Origin of the sequence: Bradyrhizobium sp. Y36 (assembly GCF_002531575.1) — a bacterium.
Lineage (GTDB): Bacteria > Pseudomonadota > Alphaproteobacteria > Rhizobiales > Xanthobacteraceae > Bradyrhizobium.
Genome location: NZ_NWTI01000015.1, coordinates 76033 through 93591, shown reverse-complemented (window position 1 = coordinate 93591; position 17559 = coordinate 76033). Strand labels below are relative to the sequence as shown.

Annotated in this window: 15 protein-coding genes; 10 read left to right on the top strand and 5 right to left on the bottom strand. The window is 65.8% G+C overall.

Features of this window, described 5'->3' with window-relative positions:
• The first annotated feature begins 161 nt into the window (after window positions 1-161).
• The gene (locus tag CO669_RS23360) at window positions 162-1721 is read left to right on the top strand and encodes a glycoside hydrolase family 17 protein (RefSeq protein ID WP_245444449.1); all 1560 of its coding nucleotides are present in this window, start codon (window positions 162-164) and stop codon (window positions 1719-1721) included.
• Here CO669_RS23360 and CO669_RS23355 read toward each other — a convergent pair.
• Complete coding sequence (locus tag CO669_RS23355; RefSeq protein ID WP_097662287.1) at window positions 1681-2061, bottom strand: hypothetical protein; 381 nt, start codon at window positions 2059-2061, stop codon at window positions 1681-1683. The two genes, CO669_RS23360 and CO669_RS23355, sit on opposite strands and share 41 nt — an antisense overlap.
• A gap of 136 nt (window positions 2062-2197) precedes the next feature.
• On the opposite strand from CO669_RS23355, the gene CO669_RS23350 reads away from it, so the two are divergent.
• Window positions 2198-2416 (top strand): DUF7660 family protein, encoded by a 219-nt coding sequence (locus CO669_RS23350; protein WP_097662286.1) that lies wholly within the window; start codon window positions 2198-2200, stop codon window positions 2414-2416.
• Between the two features lie 76 nt (window positions 2417-2492).
• On the opposite strand, the gene CO669_RS23345 is transcribed toward CO669_RS23350, so the two are convergent.
• Window positions 2493-3872 carry a hypothetical protein gene (locus CO669_RS23345; RefSeq protein ID WP_097662285.1) on the bottom strand — a complete coding sequence of 460 codons (1380 nt, stop codon included), beginning with the start codon at window positions 3870-3872 and terminating at the stop codon, window positions 2493-2495.
• Window positions 3873-4044: 172 nt separating this feature from the next.
• Between CO669_RS23345 and glmU the strand changes: the two genes are divergently transcribed.
• Both glmU and CO669_RS35730 read left to right on the top strand, forming a co-directional pair.
• A complete protein-coding gene (gene glmU / locus CO669_RS23340) occupies window positions 4045-5412 on the top strand; it encodes a bifunctional UDP-N-acetylglucosamine diphosphorylase/glucosamine-1-phosphate N-acetyltransferase GlmU (RefSeq protein WP_097662284.1) in 1368 nt (455 codons plus the stop codon).
• Window positions 5413-5455: 43 nt separating this feature from the next.
• Window positions 5456-5632, top strand: a complete 177-nt coding sequence (locus CO669_RS35730; RefSeq protein WP_158228785.1) for a hypothetical protein — start codon at window positions 5456-5458, stop codon at window positions 5630-5632.
• Window positions 5633-5640: 8 nt separating this feature from the next.
• Here the strand turns inward: CO669_RS35730 and CO669_RS23335 are convergent, their stop codons facing one another.
• Window positions 5641-5859, bottom strand: coding sequence for a hypothetical protein (locus CO669_RS23335; RefSeq protein ID WP_097662283.1), 219 nt, complete (start codon window positions 5857-5859; stop codon window positions 5641-5643).
• A 220-nt stretch (window positions 5860-6079) separates the two neighbouring features.
• Here CO669_RS23335 and glmS point away from each other — a divergent pair, with 220 nt between their 5' ends.
• From glmS to CO669_RS23320, 3 genes are all read left to right on the top strand, one after another.
• Entirely contained in the window at window positions 6080-7906 is a 1827-nt protein-coding gene (glmS, locus tag CO669_RS23330) for a glutamine--fructose-6-phosphate transaminase (isomerizing) (RefSeq protein WP_097662282.1), read from the top strand.
• Between the two features lie 84 nt (window positions 7907-7990).
• Window positions 7991-8761, top strand: coding sequence for a DUF502 domain-containing protein (locus CO669_RS23325; protein ID WP_097662281.1), 771 nt, complete (start codon window positions 7991-7993; stop codon window positions 8759-8761).
• Between the two features lie 103 nt (window positions 8762-8864).
• A complete protein-coding gene (locus CO669_RS23320; RefSeq protein ID WP_097662280.1) occupies window positions 8865-9713 on the top strand; it encodes an NAD(P)-dependent oxidoreductase in 849 nt (282 codons plus the stop codon).
• Window positions 9714-9723: 10 nt separating this feature from the next.
• Here CO669_RS23320 and CO669_RS23315 read toward each other — a convergent pair whose 3' ends face one another.
• A complete protein-coding gene (locus CO669_RS23315) occupies window positions 9724-10245 on the bottom strand; it encodes a P-loop NTPase family protein (protein WP_097662279.1) in 522 nt (173 codons plus the stop codon).
• 142 nt (window positions 10246-10387) lie between these two features.
• Between CO669_RS23315 and panE the strand changes: the two genes are divergently transcribed.
• The gene (panE, locus tag CO669_RS23310) at window positions 10388-11317 is read left to right on the top strand and encodes a 2-dehydropantoate 2-reductase (protein ID WP_097662278.1); all 930 of its coding nucleotides are present in this window, start codon (window positions 10388-10390) and stop codon (window positions 11315-11317) included.
• On the opposite strand, the gene recG is transcribed toward panE, so the two are convergent.
• Window positions 11314-13422, bottom strand: coding sequence for an ATP-dependent DNA helicase RecG (recG, locus tag CO669_RS23305; protein ID WP_097662277.1), 2109 nt, complete (start codon window positions 13420-13422; stop codon window positions 11314-11316). The two genes, panE and recG, sit on opposite strands and share 4 nt — an antisense overlap.
• Before the next feature lie 184 nt (window positions 13423-13606).
• Between recG and CO669_RS23300 the strand changes: the two genes are divergently transcribed.
• Together CO669_RS23300 and mfd are read left to right on the top strand one after the other, a co-directional pair.
• Complete coding sequence (locus tag CO669_RS23300; RefSeq protein ID WP_097662276.1) at window positions 13607-13897, top strand: FAD assembly factor SdhE; 291 nt, start codon at window positions 13607-13609, stop codon at window positions 13895-13897.
• A complete protein-coding gene (gene mfd, locus CO669_RS23295) occupies window positions 13894-17412 on the top strand; it encodes a transcription-repair coupling factor (protein ID WP_097662275.1) in 3519 nt (1172 codons plus the stop codon). Before CO669_RS23300 ends, mfd begins: the two co-directional genes overlap by 4 nt.
• Window positions 17413-17559: the final 147 nt, after the last annotated feature.

Sequence of the window (17559 nt, the reverse complement as noted above, 5' to 3'; positions counted from 1 at the left end):
GGATCCGCAGGAATGGATCGGCATTCGGACACCCGCCCCGACACCCCCTTGGCAGACGGCGTGCAAGCAGGTAATCGACGGACCCTTCGCGGAGGACGGAACCGATTTCACTTCGTACGCCACTGGCGCTTCTGCTCGTTTCACTGGGTGCGATTGCTGCCGTGTGGTGGTGGCTGGCGACGCCGATCACGCTCGCGCGCGCTCCGATCGATCCCGCCGACAAGGTTCAATGCGTCTCCTACGCGCCGTTCCGCGGCGAGCAGACGCCGCTGGAGGCGTGGACCCATATCGAGGCCGAGCAGATCGAGCAGGACCTGCGCCAGCTCAAGGAGATCACCGACTGCGTCCGGACCTATTCGATGGAGAACGGGCTCGACCAGGTGCCGGCGATCGCCGCCAAGGTCGGCGGGCTAAAGGTGCTGCAGGGCATCTGGCTCTCCAGCAACCGCGCCAAGAACTACGAGCAGGCGGGGCTTGCCATCCGCCTCACCAAGCAATTCCCCGACGTGATCACCGCGGTCATCGTTGGCAACGAGGTGTTGCTGCGCGGCGAGATGACGACGGCGGACCTCGTCTCCATCATCCGCCTGGTGAAGACACAGGTCAGCGTGCCCGTCACCTATGCCGACGTGTGGGAATACTGGCTGAAGAACCGCGAGGTCTATGACGCCGTCGACTTCGTCACCATCCACATCCTGCCGTATTGGGAGGATTTCCCGGTCAAGGCGAAATTCGCCTCCGCTCATGTCGAACAGATCCGCGAGCGCATGGTGGTGGCGTTTCCCGGCAAGGAAATCCTGATCGGCGAAACCGGCTGGCCGAGCGAAGGACGAATGCGCGACGGCGCGCTGCCGTCACGCACCAACCAGGCGCGCGTGGTCTCGGAAATCCTCGGCCTTGCCAAGTCGCAGAAGTTCCGCGTCAATCTGATCGAGTCCTACGACCAGCCCTGGAAGCGCAGGCTGGAGGGCACCGTCGGCGGCTATTGGGGCCTGTACGACTCGGTGCGCCGGAGCCTGAAATATCCGCCCGGCGAGCCGATCAGCAATTTCCCGTACTGGAAATGGTACATGGGCGCGGGCATGGGCCTTTCCGTGCTGGTATTCGCGGTCGCGCTCGTCACGCTGCGCCGGAGGCCGTGGACGCCGCGCTTCTCGGCCTGGCTCGGCGTCGGCATCTCGGCGACGACGGCGGGCAGCCTGCTCGGGATCGGCGCCGACAAGATGTATTACGAGAGCTACGGCATCGCCGGCTGGCTGCTCTGGGGCGCGCTGCTTTTGGCCGGCATCCTGTCGCCGATCTTCTGCGCGCAGGCGATGGTGATCGGCCGCAGCCTGCCGACCTTCCTCGATCTGCTCGGCCCGCGCGAGGGCCGCAAATGGTCGAAGCTCACCGCCGTGCTCGGCCTGACGCTGGCGGTGACAGCCGTGATCGCGGCCGCGACCGCACTCGGCTTCGTGTTCGACCCGCGCTACAAGGATTTCCCCTACGCCTCGCTGACGATGGCGGTGGTTCCGTTCGCGCTTCTGATGCTGAACCGGCCGCAGATCGGCCAGCGTCCGATCGCGGAATCGGTGTTCGCGGGCGTGCTGGCGCTGTCGGCCGTCTTCGTGCTGTTCAACGAGGGCCGCGACAATTGGCAGTCGCTGTGGACCTGCGCGATCTACCTCTTGTTCGCGCTCACGCTGTGGCGGGCGCGGGCCGAGCAAACCCAAGAATGAACAGGCCGATCGCAAGGCCCGACAGCACGACGTTGTAGAGCACGATGCCGAGCCCGGCGGCGACAATGCCGACGGTGAGCAGCACGATCGACGGCCGCATCAGGTTCAGCGTCGCAACCACCAGCGCGACGATTCCGAACACCGAATTCTTGAACAGCACGGTCGAGACCGCGCGCCCCTTGCAGAGCAGCGTCTGAAGCCCGGCGTCGCAGGCGAGCGCGGTCTGCGACAGCTCGATCGCGAGATAGCGCAGATAAAGCGCATAGCCGACGGACGCGAAGCCGACGACGAGCAGGAACTGCACCTGATAGGGCGTGAGGCGGAAGGGCTTTTTTGTCATGGGCGCAATATGGTCGGGATGGGAGAGGGGGGCAACAGGGCAGACGAACTTTTCTGTCCATCGCGCGTATGCCAGCCGGACTGGTTCAATCAGGATCGTTGATCGCGCGCTGTCCTTCGCAGAAGAGCGTGCTGAAATGTATGTGGAGCAGGTTCAAGACCGGGTGAGCTCTATCGAGTTCGTGGCGGCGATGCGCAACGAATTGCAAACGGGTGCAAAAGGCGGTGCGAATGTCGATCTCGCCGACTTGCTCGAAGCAATGGCGGCGTGGGCGCGCGACTCGCATCATCCTGCTGACGGAAACCCGTGGCGACACGCGGCTGCCTTGATGCGGGCGGGTATGCTGTACGAGTAGGCGTTCTCAAGATCGTATCCGCGCAAGAGCGATACTGTCGCCGGAAGCGATCTGATCCGAGCCGCGCGAACCTTTCCTACCGCCTGAAAAAGGACGTCAGGGTCGATGCCGCCGAGGCCGTCTCCGGCTTGGCGGGCGCCGGCTGCGCCGCGGGGGCGGGCGCGGGCTCCTCGCGTCTCGACGAGCGCTTCGAGGAATAGCTGCGGCGGCGCTTGTCCGGCTTCTCGGGCTTTGCGACGGGCGCGGTTTCGGCTTGCGGAGCCGCGTCCTGGTTCTTCTCGGAGTTCTTCTCCTGAACCCTGTCCTGGGACTTCTCCTGTCCCTTGTCCTTTTCCGAGCCGCGCATCGACAGGCGCTGGCCGTCGAACACGGTGGTCTCGCAGTGACGATCGTTCTCGGCGAGGGTCGCGCAGAACTTTGCGGCCGCGGCGGCGTTGACCAGGGGGCCGGCACCCAAGCGTAGCTGCATGCCGAGCCCGGTGGTGCCTTCCTTGATCATGATGATCGGCCGCAGCGCTGCGACTTCCGGATTCGATTTGGTCACGCCGCGCCAGAGCGCGCGCAGGCCGTCGACCGAATTGGCGCCGCCGAGATCGATCGCGAAACGCGTCTGCTGAACCGCGATCGCGGGGGATTCGCTCTCGGCCGCTTCCGGCGGCTTGGCGGCGGCCATGACTGCTTCCGACGGCGCGGGTGCCGACTCGGCCTTCTTCTCGGCGGCCTTCTCGTTTGCCTCGGGCTGCATCAATTTCGACGCGGCCGGATCGGGCGGCGCCATGATCGACTTGGACGGCACCAGCGGCATGGTCGGCAACGCCGAATTCATGGCCTGCGATTGCTGCACGAGCGAGGCTGCCGCGGCTGTCTGCGCCGGCGGGCTCGGCGGCTCCTTTGCCGCTTCCTTCACGGTTTCCTTCGACGTTTCCTTCAACGCTTCCTTGGACGCGGGTGTGTCCTTTGCAGCCTCGGTGCGTGGCTTGTCGGTGGCGGGTGTCGAGGCGACCGGCCCGACGCTGGGAGCTGCGGGCACAGCATCCTGTGGCTTGCCGGCCTGCGGCGGCGGATTGGTCTGCTTGGCGATGGCGCCGGTGACGGAATCGAGCCCTTGCTCCAGCACGGTGACGCGCGAATAGAGCCGGTCGCGATCGCTGTTCAGCGTCTCGATGGCGGCGGCGAGCCGTCGCGCCTCGTTCTGGCTCTCCTTGGTCAGCATCTGGAGACGGTCGGCCTGGCGCGCAAGATCGGCCGAGGCGACCTGGTCACGCCGCCAGCCGAGCTGGGCCTGGTTGGCCATCACTGCGATGGTGACGGCGCCGACGGCCGCCACGCCCCACGAGCCCAGCCGCCACATCAAGCGGCGGTCGAACGCGCTTTCCTCGGCCAAGAGTCCGGAGAACAGCCCGCCGGTCTCCTTGGCGCCGAAGGCATCCGCCAGTGGGTCGGAATCCTTTGCCATGAACGTTAAGTGCCCAGCCCCGAAGCTTCCCCGAATCAATCAAGGAACATTAACAGGAAAAGCGTGTCGCACTTGAATTCCGGGCGTTTGCGGGGGTAGCAAGGCGAGAGCATTTCAGGGTGGCCTGCCGCCCGTCACGCCAATTGATTCGGCCGAATCTGACAGGATTTCGATGACCGCCCGTTCCAGCCTCACGATCGTGCTCGCCGCCGGCGAAGGCACGCGCATGCGCTCGAGCCTGCCGAAGGTGCTGCACCCCGTCGCTCAGCAGACGCTGCTGGGCCACGTGCTCGCCGCGGCCCCGAAGGGAACCGGCACCTCGCTCGCGGTCGTGATCGGTCCCGACCACCAGGCGGTCGCGGACGAGGCGAAGCGGATCAGGCCCGACGCACTGACCTTCGTGCAGTCCGAGCGGCTCGGCACCGCCCATGCAGTGCTGGCGGCACGCGAGGCGATCGCGCGTGGCGCGGACGATCTGCTCATCGCCTTCGGCGACACGCCGCTGATCTCGGCCGAGACTTTCGCGCGGCTGCGCGCGCCGCTCGCCAGGGGCGCCGCGATCGCCGCGCTTGGCTTTCGTGCCGGCGATCCCACCGGCTATGGCCGCTTCATCGTCGAGGGCGAGCGTCTGGTGGCGATCCGCGAGCAGGCCGATGCCAGCGCGGAGGAGCGCAAGATCGATCTGTGCAATGCCGGCGTGATGGCGATCGACGGTCGCCGCGCGCTCGAGATCCTCGAGAAGATCGGCAATGCCAATTCCAAGGGTGAATATTATCTGACGGACGCGGTCGAGATCGTCCGCAAGCAAGGATGGGAGTCCGTGGTGATCGAGACCGGCGAGGACGAGGTACGCGGCATCAACACCAAGGCACAGCTCGCCGAGGCCGAAGCCGTGATGCAGACCCGCTTGCGCAAGGCGGCGATGGAGGCCGGCGTCACGCTGATCGCGCCGGAGACGGTTTATCTCGCCGCCGACACCGTGTTCGGCAGGGACGTCACCGTCGAGCCGTTCGTGGTGATCGGTCCCGGCGTGTCGATCGCCGACGGCACCGTGATCCATTCCTTCTCGCATATCGTCGAGACCAAGCTCGGCAAGAACGTCTCGATCGGCCCCTATGCGCGGCTTCGGCCCGGCACCTCGCTCGGCGACGGCGCGCGGATCGGCAATTTCGTGGAGACCAAGGCGGCGACGCTGGAGGCAGGCGTCAAGGTCAATCATCTCTCCTACATCGGCGATGCCACGGTCGGCGCCAATTCCAACATCGGCGCCGGCACCATCACCTGCAACTACGACGGCTTCAAGAAGCACAAGACGGTGATCGGGCAGGGCGCCTTCGTCGGCACCAATTCCTCGCTGGTCGCCCCAGTGAAGATCGGCAATGGCGCCTATATCGGCTCGGGCTCGGTGATCACGAAGGACGTGCCCGACGACGCCATGGCGCTGGAGCGCAACCAGCAGACCATCCGCGAAGGCGGCGCGGCGCGCTATCGCGAGATGAAGACGGGCGGCAAGAAAACCGAGACGAAGCCGCAGACGTGAGCGGCCGAGTGCCAGCGCCCGACCGGTGTTGGACGGCGCGCTGATGGACGACGACGATGTGATCTCGTTCCTCGTCAATCGCGTCGTCATGCCGCCGGGGCGATGGGTGCTGCAACAGGTGGGCGAGCCCAGCCCAAGCGACATCGCGTCGCTGGTCACCGGATTGGCGTTCTGGGCGTTCGTCGTCTTCCTCGTGTTCGCCCTGGTTCGGGGCTGGTGAGGCGTCCGCTACTCGTCGTCGGCGAATTCGGAGAAGATCGCGCGGGTCAGGCGCCAGCCGCGCGGCTTGGCGCGCTTGACCGGCTCGCCTTCGGGATGTTTCACGAAGACCGGCTTGCTTTCCTTGCCGCGCTGGGGTGGCGGCCAATGCGCAAGGTGCGTGCCCGTGGTCTCGTTGGCGCGCACGTACATCGATGACAGACCTTTGCGGTCGGACGAGCCCTTCATGGCTTTGCTCTCCTGAAGGGGAATCGTTGGTCAAACATGTTGACAACAAGTTAACGCGCGCGGTTTAAGGCCGGCCAATTCGACGCAGGCCAGATCTGATGTGACGAGGCGCTGTCTCAATCAGCAATAATTATTGAGTATCTGGTTCCTTAGGAACTTCGCTAAAAACCGGACGCGTCGTTTAGGCGATTTTTCGACGATTTGGGGGATAGTGATCCGCATGTGCGGGATTGTCGGCATTCTCGGGCGCGAGCCGGTTGCGGAGCAGCTGGTGGATTCGCTCAAACGTCTCGAATATCGCGGTTACGACTCCGCGGGCGTCGCCACGCTCGAAGGCAAGCACCTCGAGCGCCGCCGCGCCGAGGGCAAGCTGAAGAATCTGGAGAAGCGGCTGGAAGCCGAGCCGCTCCAGGGCACCACCGGCATTGGCCACACCCGCTGGGCCACCCATGGCAAACCGACCGTCAACAACGCCCATCCGCACGCGACCGAGCGTGTCGCCGTGGTCCACAACGGCATCATCGAGAATTTCCGCGAGTTGCGCGAGGAGCTCGAGAAGAAGGGCACGGTGTTCCACACCGAGACCGACACCGAGATCGTGCTGCATCTCGTCGACGATCTGCTGACGCGCGGCAACAAGCCCGCGGAAGCGGTGAAGCTGGCACTGGGACGCCTGCGCGGCGCGTTCGCGCTCGGCTTCATCTTCGCCGGCGACGACGACCTCATGATCGGCGCCCGCAACGGCCCGCCGCTGGCGATCGGCTATGGTGACGGCGAGATGTATCTCGGCTCCGACGCCATCGCGCTCGGCCCGTTTACCGACACGATCAGCTATCTCGAGGACGGCGACTGGGTGGTGCTGACTCGCAAGAGCGCGACGATTTTCGACAAGGACGGCAACACCGTCCAGCGCGACAAGATCAAGCATGCGGCCTCGACCTCGCTGGTCGACAAGGCCAATTATCGCCACTTCATGGCGAAGGAGATCCACGAGCAGCCGGAAGTGGTCGGCCACACCCTGGCGCGCTACGTCGACATGGCAACCGAGCGCGTTTCGCTGCCGGTCAAGCTTCCGTTCGATTTCAAGACCATCCAGCGCATCAACATCACGGCCTGCGGCACCGCGAGCTACGCGGGTTTCGTCGCCAAATACTGGTTCGAGCGCTTCGCGCGCGTGCCGGTCGAGGTCGATGTCGCCTCCGAATTCCGCTACCGCGAGGCGCCCTTGCGCAAGGGCGATCTCGCCATCTTCATCTCGCAGTCGGGCGAGACCGCCGACACGCTGGCGGCGTTGCGCTACGCCAAGGCCGAGGGCGTGCACACGATCGCGGTCGTCAACGTGCCGACCTCGACGATCGCGCGCGAGAGCGAGACCGTGCTGCAGACGCTGGCCGGCCCCGAGATCGGCGTCGCCTCGACCAAGGCCTTCACCTGCCAGCTCATGGTGCTGGCGAACCTTGCGATCGCGGCCGGCAAGGCGCGCGGCGAATTGTCGGACGAGGACGAGACCAAGCTGGTCCATGGCCTCGTCGAGGTGCCGCGCCTGATGGCGGACGCGCTCACCACCGAGCTGCAGATCGAGAAGCTCGCGCATCGCATCGCCAAGTCCAGCGACGTGCTTTATCTCGGCCGCGGCACCAGCTACCCGCTGGCGCTCGAAGGCGCGCTGAAGCTGAAGGAGATCTCCTATATACACGCCGAAGGCTATGCCGCCGGCGAGCTCAAGCACGGGCCGATCGCGCTGATCGACGAGACCATGCCGGTCGTCGTGATCGCGCCGCACGACCGGGTGTTCGAAAAGACGGTCTCCAACATGCAGGAGGTTGCGGCCCGCGGCGGCAACATCATCCTGATGACCGACGCCAGGGGCGCGGCGGAGGCGACGGTGGATTCGCTCGTCACCATCGTCCTGCCCGACATGGCCGCAGCCTTCACCCCGATGGTCTATGCTGTTCCCGTGCAGTTGCTCGCCTATCACACGGCTGTCGTGATGGGGACCGATGTCGATCAGCCTCGCAACCTCGCGAAATCGGTGACTGTGGAATAGGCAGAAGGGATATCGATCGGTCGCGGTCTTCCAAAACCTGCTAGAAGACCCTAGCTTGTGTGCTGCGACCGACCTGGAACCCGAATGACCCCCCGCGACGACGCGCCTGCGCCTCTCGATCCCCTCCCGGAACCGCATACCGGCCTGATGGGCCGTTTCCGCAATTATTTCCTGACCGGCCTCGTCGTCACGGGGCCGATCGCAATCACGCTGTATCTGGTCTGGTGGTTCGTCACCTGGGTCGACGGCGTGGTGCGGCCGTTCGTGCCGCTGGCCTATCGTCCCGAAACCTATCTGCCTTACGTCGTTCCGGGCTGGGGACTGGTTGTCGCATTCTTCACGCTGACGCTGGTCGGATTCCTCGCGGCCAATCTGATCGGCCGCACGCTGGTCGATGTCGGCGAGACCTTCCTCGGCCGGATCCCGGCGGTGCGCGCCATCTATCGCGGACTCAAGCAGGTGTTCGAGACGCTGTTCTCGGGCAAGGGCTCGAGCTTCCGCAAAGTGGGCCTGGTCGAGTTTCCCTCGCCGGGCATGTGGTCGATCGTGCTGATCTCGCAATCGCCGAACGAAGAGGTCGCGCGCAGCCTGCCGGGGCAGGAGGAGCATGTCTCCGTGTTCCTGCCGTGCTCGCCGAACCCGACCACCGGGTTCTTCTTCTACGTGCCCAAGAGCAAGATCGTCGAAGTCGACATGAGCACCGAAGACGCCGCGACATTGATCATGTCGGCCGGCGTGGTGCAGCCGGGCTCGGCGCCCGATCCGAAGAAGGCTGCGGCGCTCGCGGGCATGGCGAATGCCGCGCGCATCGCCAATGCCTCGACGCTTCGGCCCGAGCCTGCGAAGGTGGAGTAGGGCCATTCCCTTGCGGGATGGCCTCGGCTACGCGCGCGCCGGTATCCTCTGCTAGTCTCCGGTGATCCGGGCGCCTTGCCCGGATTTCGACCTGGAGTGCACGATGTCCAAGACCATTGCGATCCTCGCGCCCGGCGCCATGGGCAGCGCCGTCGCCCGCCGCCTCAGCGATCATGGCGCGCGCGTGCTGACGTCCTTGACGGGGCGGAGCGAGGCGACGCGGAAACGCGCCGCAGACGCCGGCATGATCGGCGCCGACGACGATGCGATCGCAGCTTCCGACATCATCCTTTCGATCGTGCCGCCGGGCGAAGCCGTCGCGCTGGCCGAACGGCTGGCCGCGCTGATCGTCAGGCGCGAGAAGAAGCCGATCGTGGTCGATTGCAACGCCGTCAATGTCGACACCGTGAAGAGAATTGAAGAGATCATCGGCTCGGCGCAGGCACCGTTCGTCGATGGCGGCATCATCGGTTTCCCGCCGCAGCCAGGCGGCAAGAGCCCGGCCTTCTACATGTCCGGCGAGCACGCCGGGGACGTCGCGGTGCTGAAGGATTTCGGGCTCGACGTGCGGATCGTCGAGGGGCCGGTCGGAGCGGCGTCGGCTTTGAAAATGTCCTACGCCGGCATCGTCAAGGGCCTCGCCGGGATCGGCTCGGCCATGGTGATCGCGGCGACGAAAGCAGGTGCAGCGGATGCGCTCCGCAACGAGCTCGCGCTGAGCCAGCCCGCGATCCTGGCCCGGCTCGAGGTCGCGCTGCCGGACATGATCCCGAAGGCCTATCGCTGGGTTGCCGAGATGCGTGAGATCTCGGGCTTCCTGGGGCCGGACCATCCGGCCAGTCAGATCTACGAGGGCTTTGCGCGCTGGTTCGAGCATCTCGCCGAGGATGCGAACGGCGAGGCGGTGGACGCCGAGCTCATGAAGGCATTCGCCGCGCGGACAAGATCCTGATGGTCTGGCCTCACTCGCCGTTCACGGAAACCGAGTCCACGAAGCCCTGAATGTCCCGGTCGCGTCGCAGGCGCACGACCGGGACGCCGGGGCCGAATTGCAGGCGCTCGGTCTCGATGGCGGGCACGCGCTCGGTGTTGTAGCGCCAGGCTTCCTTCATCAGCTTCCAGTCGAACTGTTCCGGACATCCCTCCGGCAGATCGGGCCGGGCCGTGTCGCGGTCGAACGCCGAGCGCCAGAGGATGCGCCACTGGCAGACCCAGCGGGGACGATCGATGACGACGAGAAGATCGGCGCGCGCGATGGTGAGATCGAACGCAAGCCCCGAGAAGCTGCCGTCAACGATCCATGCCTCGCCCGCGATCGCCTCGGTGACGCGCGCGCGAAAGCTCGGCTTGTCCGAGGGCTTCCAGCCCGGCCGCCAATAGAGCACGTCGAGGTGCACCACAGGCAAATCGAGCTTTCGCCCGAGAGCGAGCGCGAGGCTCGTCTTTCCGCTTCCCTGGGAGCCAACGACGATGATCCGGCGCATGATCGCAAGGTTTTCATAAAGTCAGCCGCGGCGAAAGGGTGAGTTCTGGGATCGGCTCCATCCGCAATGACGGGGAGGAGACGTCGCGAACTCCATCTGCTATTGCTCCTGCGGACGCAGTTGCTTTGCAGTCGGAGTTCGAATGAGAGTGTTGGTGATCGGTGCGGGCGCGCTTGGCGGTTATTACGGAGCTCGCATGGTCCGGGCCGGGCGTGATGTGACCTTCCTGGTGCGCGAGAAGCGGGCCGAGCAGCTGCGCCGGACCGGATTGCAGGTCGTGAGTCCACATGGCGACTTTGCCGTGCAGCCCAAAATCCTTCTGGCGCATGATTTGAAGGAGGCGTTCGACGTCGTGCTCGTCGGCGTGAAATCCTACTCGCTCGACGATGCCATGAACCAGTTTGCGCCGGCCGTTGGCCCCGATACGGTGATCCTGCCGATCCTCAACGGGCTAAAGCATATCGATGCCCTGACGGCGAGGTTCGGCGCCGCGCGCGTCCTCGGCGGCCTCGCGAACGTCAGTGCCGGGCTTGATGCCAATGGCCGTGTCGTTCAGTTCATGGCCAATCAAACCATCGTCTTCGGCGAGATCGAGGGCGCACTGAGCGAGCGCGTGCTCGCGCTGGAGACGCTGCTGCATGTCCCCGGGATCGACGTGCGCGCCAGCGAAGCGATCATGCAGGACATGTGGGAAAAGTTCGTGCAGCTCTCGACGCTTGCCGGGATCACCTGCCTGATGCGCGCGAGCATCGGCGACATCCTGGCCGTGCCGAACGGTGAGCAGTCGATCTTCCGCCTCTTTGCGGAATGCTGCGCCATTGCAACGGCCTCGGGTTTCGAGCCACGCGCGCCGTTCATCGAGTTCGATCGAAAACTGTTCACCACGCTGGACTCGCCGCTGAAGGCCTCGATGCTGCGCGATATCGAACGTGGTTCGATCACTGAGGCTGAGCATATCCTGGGCGATATGGCCAATCGCGCCCGTGCGCTCGGCATCGACACGCCGCTGCTGGACCTCGCCCGCGCGCATGTGGCGGCCTACGAGGTCGGGCGGCGGAGGGCTGCGACCTAACCCGCGCCGATCAGCGGGATCGCCTCGTCCCGCTCATAGAGATACAAAAGGCACCGCAGCGCCTCGCCGCGCTCGCCCTTCAGCTTCGGATCCTCCTTGAGGATCCGAAGCGCCTCGTCTCTGGCCTGGGTGATGAGCTGGCCGTGGACTTCCGAACGCGCGATGCGGTAGCCGGGCAGGCCGCTCTGGCGCACTCCGAGCACGTCGCCTTCGCCGCGCAGCTTCAGATCTTCCTCGGCGATCCGAAAACCGTCGGTGGTCTCGCGGATCACCTTCAGCCGGGCCTTCGACATTTCGCCGAGCGGCTCCGAGTACAGCAGGATGCAGGTCGAGGCTTCCGAGCCGCGTCCGATGCGGCCGCGCAGCTGGTGCAGCTGGGCAAGGCCGAAGCGTTCGGCATTTTCGATCACCATGATGGTGGCGGCCGGCACGTCGACGCCGACCTCGACCACGGTGGTCGCAACGAGGAGCCCGATCTCGTGCGCGGCGAACTGGCCCATCACGCGGTCCTTCTCGGTGCCCTTCATCTGGCCGTGGACGAGGCCGACACGGTCGCCGAAGCGCTTCTGCAGGCTCTCGAAACGCTTGGTCGCGTTGGTGAGATGCTCGGTGCCCTCGGCTTCGGACTCGTCCACCAACGGGCAGATCCAGTACACCAGCTTGCCGGACTCCAGCGCGCGGCCGACGCCGTCCATGACCTCGCCGAGCCGGCTCATGGCGACGGCGCGGGTGTCGATCGGCTGGCGGCCCGCTGGCTTTTCGCGCAGCTCGGAGATGTCCATGTCGCCGAAATAGGTCAGCACGAGCGTGCGGGGAATTGGCGTGGCGCTGAGCACCAGCACGTCCACAGCCTCGCCCTTGGACGTCAGCGCGAGGCGCTCGCGGACGCCGAAGCGGTGCTGCTCGTCGACGATGGCAAGCGCGAGGTCGTGGAAGATGACGTCGTCCTGGATCAGCGCGTGGGTGCCGACGAGCAGGTCGATCTCGCCGGCGGCAAGTTGCGTGATGATCTCGCGCCGCTCCTTGCCCTTCTCGCGGCCGGTGAGGATCGCGACTCGCATCCCCGCGCGCTCCGCAAGTGGGGCGATGGTCTTGATGTGCTGGCGCGCCAGGATTTCGGTCGGGGCCATCAGTGCGGCCTGCTTGCCGACTTCGGTCACAGCCGCGGCAGCCAGCAGGGCGACCACGGTCTTGCCGGAGCCGACGTCGCCCTGGAGCAGGCGGAGCATGCGCACCGGCTGCTGGAGATCGTTCGCGATCGCTGCGGCCGCCTCGCGCTGGGAAAGCGTCAATGCATAGGGCAGGGCGTCGATGATCTTGCTGCGGAGGTGCCCGTCGCCGGCGTTGCGGACGCCGGCGGGACGGCGCAATTGGGCGCGGATCAGGCCGAGTGCGAGCTGGCCGGCCAGAAGCTCGTCGAAGGCGAGGCGGGACCAGAACGGCCGGTCGGGCAGGATGTCCGTCAGCTCGACGGGCTGGTGCACGCGATTGAGCGCCTCCGCGACCGGCGGGAAATTGCAGCGGCGCATCACCTCCGGGCTGATCCATTCCGGCAGGGCCGGCAGCTTCAGCAGCGCTTGTGCGATCGCGCGCCGCAGCGAGCCGAGCGCAAGGCCTTCCGTGAGCGGATAGACGGGGTCGATGCCGGAGAGCTTCGAGATCGCCTCCTCGTCCAGCACGCGGTCGGGATGCACGATCTGCGGGATGCCGTCATACATCTGCAGCGTGCCGGAGACGAAACGCTTCTCGCCGACCGGCAGCAGCTTCTCGACATAGCCGGGCTTGGCACGGAAGAAGGTCAGCACCACGTCGCCGGTGTCGTCGCTGGCATAGACGAGATACGGCGCGCGGGCGTTGCGGGGCGGGGGCGGGCGGTGACGGTCGACGGTGACTTCCAGCGTCACCATGGTTCCCTGGGCGGCGTCGCGGATCTTGGGCCGGGCGCGGCGGTCGATGACCTGGCTCGGCAGATGCAGCAAGAGATCGACCAGCCGCGGCGTCTCGCTCCGGCTGAGCAGATATTGCAGCAGCTTGTCCTGCTTCGGACCGACGCCGGGCAGGCTGGTCACGGGAGCAAACAGCGGATTGAGCAGGCTGGGGCGCATGAGGGCGAATCTAGGATCGTTTCGACCCGTCATGCCCGGCTTTGTGCCGGGCATCCACGGCTTTTTTCCTCGTCCCACGCGGGCGGCAGGCCTGCCAAATCGTGGGCTGACACGACCGGTCCGAGTGGCTATATCACCCCCGCCCGGCACGTCCGGGCTTTCGGCGTTTGACTGGATTTGAGACATGACGGGAACGACACGATCGAGCGACGGCCTGGACGACCGCCGCAAGCGGCTTCTGTTCCGCTGCTGGCATCGCGGCACGCGCGAGATGGACCTGATCCTCGGCCGCTTTGCGGATGCCGAGATCGGCAATTTGTCGGACGACGAGCTGACCCAGCTGGAGACGCTGCTCGAGGTCAACGATCCCGATCTCTACGCCGCCATCACCGGCGACAAGGTGCTGCCGGCCGAGATTGCCGGCGCGCTGTTCGCCCGGATCAAGGCATTCCCGATCACGGACGGCGATCTATGAAACCGGGTTTGAAGTCGCCGGCCGAGCTGCTCACGCGCGGCCGCGCGGTGACGCTTGCCAATGTCGCGGAAGGCGCCGAAGGCCTCGTCATCTCCGATCTGGCGCGCGCCATCGCGGCGCGGCCGAAGAAGCCGGCGGTCAGCCTTGCCGTGGTCTGCCGCGACGGGCCGCGGATGCAGCAGCTCGAACGCGCGCTGCAATTCTTCGCGCCCGATCTGCCGGTGCTGACGTTCCCGGCCTGGGACTGCCAGCCCTATGATCGCGTCTCGCCGCATGGCGGCATCCTGGCCCAGCGCCTGACCACGCTGGCGCGGCTCGCCCCGCTCACCGGCAGCGACAAGCCGCTGATCGTGCTGACCACGGTCAATGCCGTGGTGCAGCGCGTGCCTGCGCGCGAGCTTGTGGCGGCGCAGGCGCTGTCGGTCGCGCCCGGCAACGTCGTGCCGATGGACACCATCGTCGCCTGGCTCGAGCACAACGGCTACAACCGCTCCTCGACCGTGCGCGAGCCCGGCGAATACGCCGTGCGCGGCGGCATCCTCGACCTGTTTCCGGCCGGCCTCGACCAGCCCGTCCGCTTCGACTTCTTCGGCGACAGCCTGGAGTCGATCCGCACCTTCGACGCCGAGACCCAGCGCACGCTGCTCGACATGCGCGCGCTCGATCTCGTGCCGGTCTCCGAATTCCAGCTCGTCACCGACACCATCAGGCGCTTCCGCATGGGCTATGTCGCCGAGTTCGGCGCGCCCGAGCGGGACGACGCGCTGTACGAAGCGGTCAGCGAAGGCCGCCGCCATCCCGGCATGGAGCACTGGCTGCCGCTGTTCCAGGACCGGATGGAGACGCTGTTCGACTATCTGCAAGGCGCGGCCGTCGCCATCGAGCCGCAGGCCGAGGACGCCGTCCGCGAACGCTTCAAGCAGATCCTCGATTATTACGAGGCCCGCCGCGAGGCGATGGAGCATCATGCCGGCGGCGCGATCTACAAGCCGCTGCCACCGGACCGGCTTTATCTGACCGACGAGGAGTGGACCAAGCGAGAGAGCGACATGCCGCTGGTGCGGCTGACGCAATTCTCGGTCCCTGCCGACGGGACGAGCGTCGTCGACGCCGGCGCGCGCAAGGGCCGCGACTTCGCGCCGGAACGCAACGACACCACGGTCAACGTGTTCGAGTCCGTGGTCAGCCACGTGATGGCGCTGCACGCGAGCCGCAAGAAGGTCGTGATTGCGCTCTGGAGCGAAGGCTCGCGCGACCGCATGACTTCGATGCTGCGCGACCACAAGCTCGCGCACACCACCAGCGTCAACTCCTGGCGCACGGTGCAGGCAACCCCGCGCAACGAGACCATGCTCGCAGTGCTCGGCCTCGAAAGCGGCTTCGAGACCGACGAGATCGCTGTGATCAGCGAGCAGGACATCTTGGGCGACCGCCTGGTGCGGCCGCGCAAGGCGAGCCGCAAGCTCGACAATTTCATCTCGGAAGTGACGAGCCTTGCCGCCGGCGACATCGTTGTCCACGTCGATCACGGCATCGGCCGCTTCATCGGCCTGCAGACCCTCGACGTCGCCGGCGCGCCGCACGACTGTCTCGAATTGCACTATGCCGCCGAGACAAAGCTGTTCCTGCCCGTCGAGAACATCGAGCTGCTGTCGCGCTACGGCTCCGACCAGACCACGGTCGAGCTCGACCGTCTCGGCGGCGGCGGCTGGCAGACCCGCAAGGCGAAACTCAAGAACCGTATCCGCGAGATCGCGGGGGAATTGATCAAGATTGCTGCCGCGCGCCATCTGCATGAGGCGCCGAAGCTCCTGGTGCAGCCGGGCCTCTACGATGAGTTCTGTGCACGCTTCCCCTATGACGAGACCGAGGATCAGCTGGGGGCTATCGAATCCACGTTGAAGGACCTCGAACTCGGCCGTCCCATGGACCGGCTGATCTGCGGCGATGTCGGTTTTGGCAAGACGGAGGTGGCCTTGCGCGCCGCGTTTGCCGTCGCGCTCGAAGGCAAACAGGTTGCGGTCGTGGTGCCGACCACGCTGCTGGCACGTCAGCATGCGAGAACCTTCACCGAGCGCTTCAAGGGCTTTCCGGTGAACGTGGCGCAGGCCTCGCGCCTGATCGCGGCCAAGGAGCTCAATTTGGTCAAGAAGGGCATCGCCGACGGTTCGGTCGACATCGTCGTCGGCACCCATGCCCTGCTCGGCAAGGCGATCAAGTTCCGCGACCTCGGCCTCGTCATCGTCGACGAGGAGCAGCATTTCGGCGTCACTCACAAGGAGCGACTGAAGGCGCTTCGCTCCGAGGTGCACGTGCTGACGCTGTCGGCAACGCCGATTCCGCGCACGCTGCAGCTGGCGCTCACCGGCGTCCGCGAGCTATCTATCATCGCATCGCCCCCGGTCGACCGTCTCGCGGTCCGTACCTTCGTCGCCCCGCACGATCCCCTGATGATCCGCGAGGCGCTCCTGCGCGAGCGCTATCGCGGCGGCCAGGCGTTCTACGTTGTGCCGCGCATCGACGATCTCGCCGAGGTCAAGGATTTCCTTGACAAGAACGTGCCGGAGATGAAGGTCGCGGTCGCGCACGGGCAGATGCCGCCCGCGGTGATCGAGGACATCATGACCGCGTTCTACGACGGCAAGTTCGACATCCTTTTGTCGACCACCATCGTCGAATCCGGCCTCGACATCCCCAACGCCAACACGCTGATCGTGCATCGCGCCGATATGTTCGGCCTTGCGCAGCTCTACCAGCTCCGCGGCCGCGTCGGCCGCTCCAAGCTCAGGGCCTATGCGCTGTTCACGCTGCCGGCGCAGCAGAAGATCACCGCGCAGGCCGAGCGCCGGCTCACTGTGCTGCAATCGCTGGAGACGCTGGGAGCAGGCTTCCAGCTCGCTTCCCACGACCTCGACATCCGCGGCGCCGGCAATCTGCTCGGCGAGGAGCAGTCGGGCCACATCAAGGAGGTCGGCTTCGAGCTGTACCAATCGATGCTGGAGGAGGCGATCGTCAACCTCAAGGCCGGCGTCTCCGAGCCCGCCGCCGACCGCTGGTCGCCGTCGATCACGATCGGCATGCCCGTGCTCATTCCGGAAGACTATGTCGGCGACCTCTCGGTCCGGCTGTCGCTGTACCGGCGGCTCGCCGATCTCGACACCGAGGAGGAGATCGAGAACTTCGGCGCCGAGATGCGCGACCGCTTCGGCGTGCTGCCGGACGAGGTGCGCTATCTGTTCAAGGTCGCCGCGATCAAGGCGTTCTGCCGCCGGGCCAATGTCGAGAAGATCGATGCCGGCCCGAAGGGCGCCGTCATCGTCTTCCGCGACAATTCCTTCGCCTATCCCGATCGCCTCGTCACCTTCATCCGCAGCTATGGCCAGGCCGCCAAGGTACGTCCCGACATGAAGGTGGTGTTCCTGCAGGATTGGGAGACGCCGGAAGAGCGTCTCGCCGGCACGACGGAGATCATGCGCCAACTGGCGCAGCTCGCGGAGAGCAAGAAGGCGGCGTGAGCGCCATTTTGCAGAGGCGATGCAGCTTGAATGGTTGCGTCGCCTCTGGATTCGAAAATAATGACATATGGCCACTTGCGAAATGATTGAGCAGGAGCCATATTCATTTTATCGAGTTTCGGCCGAACGACTTGGCCTCGCCGCTCA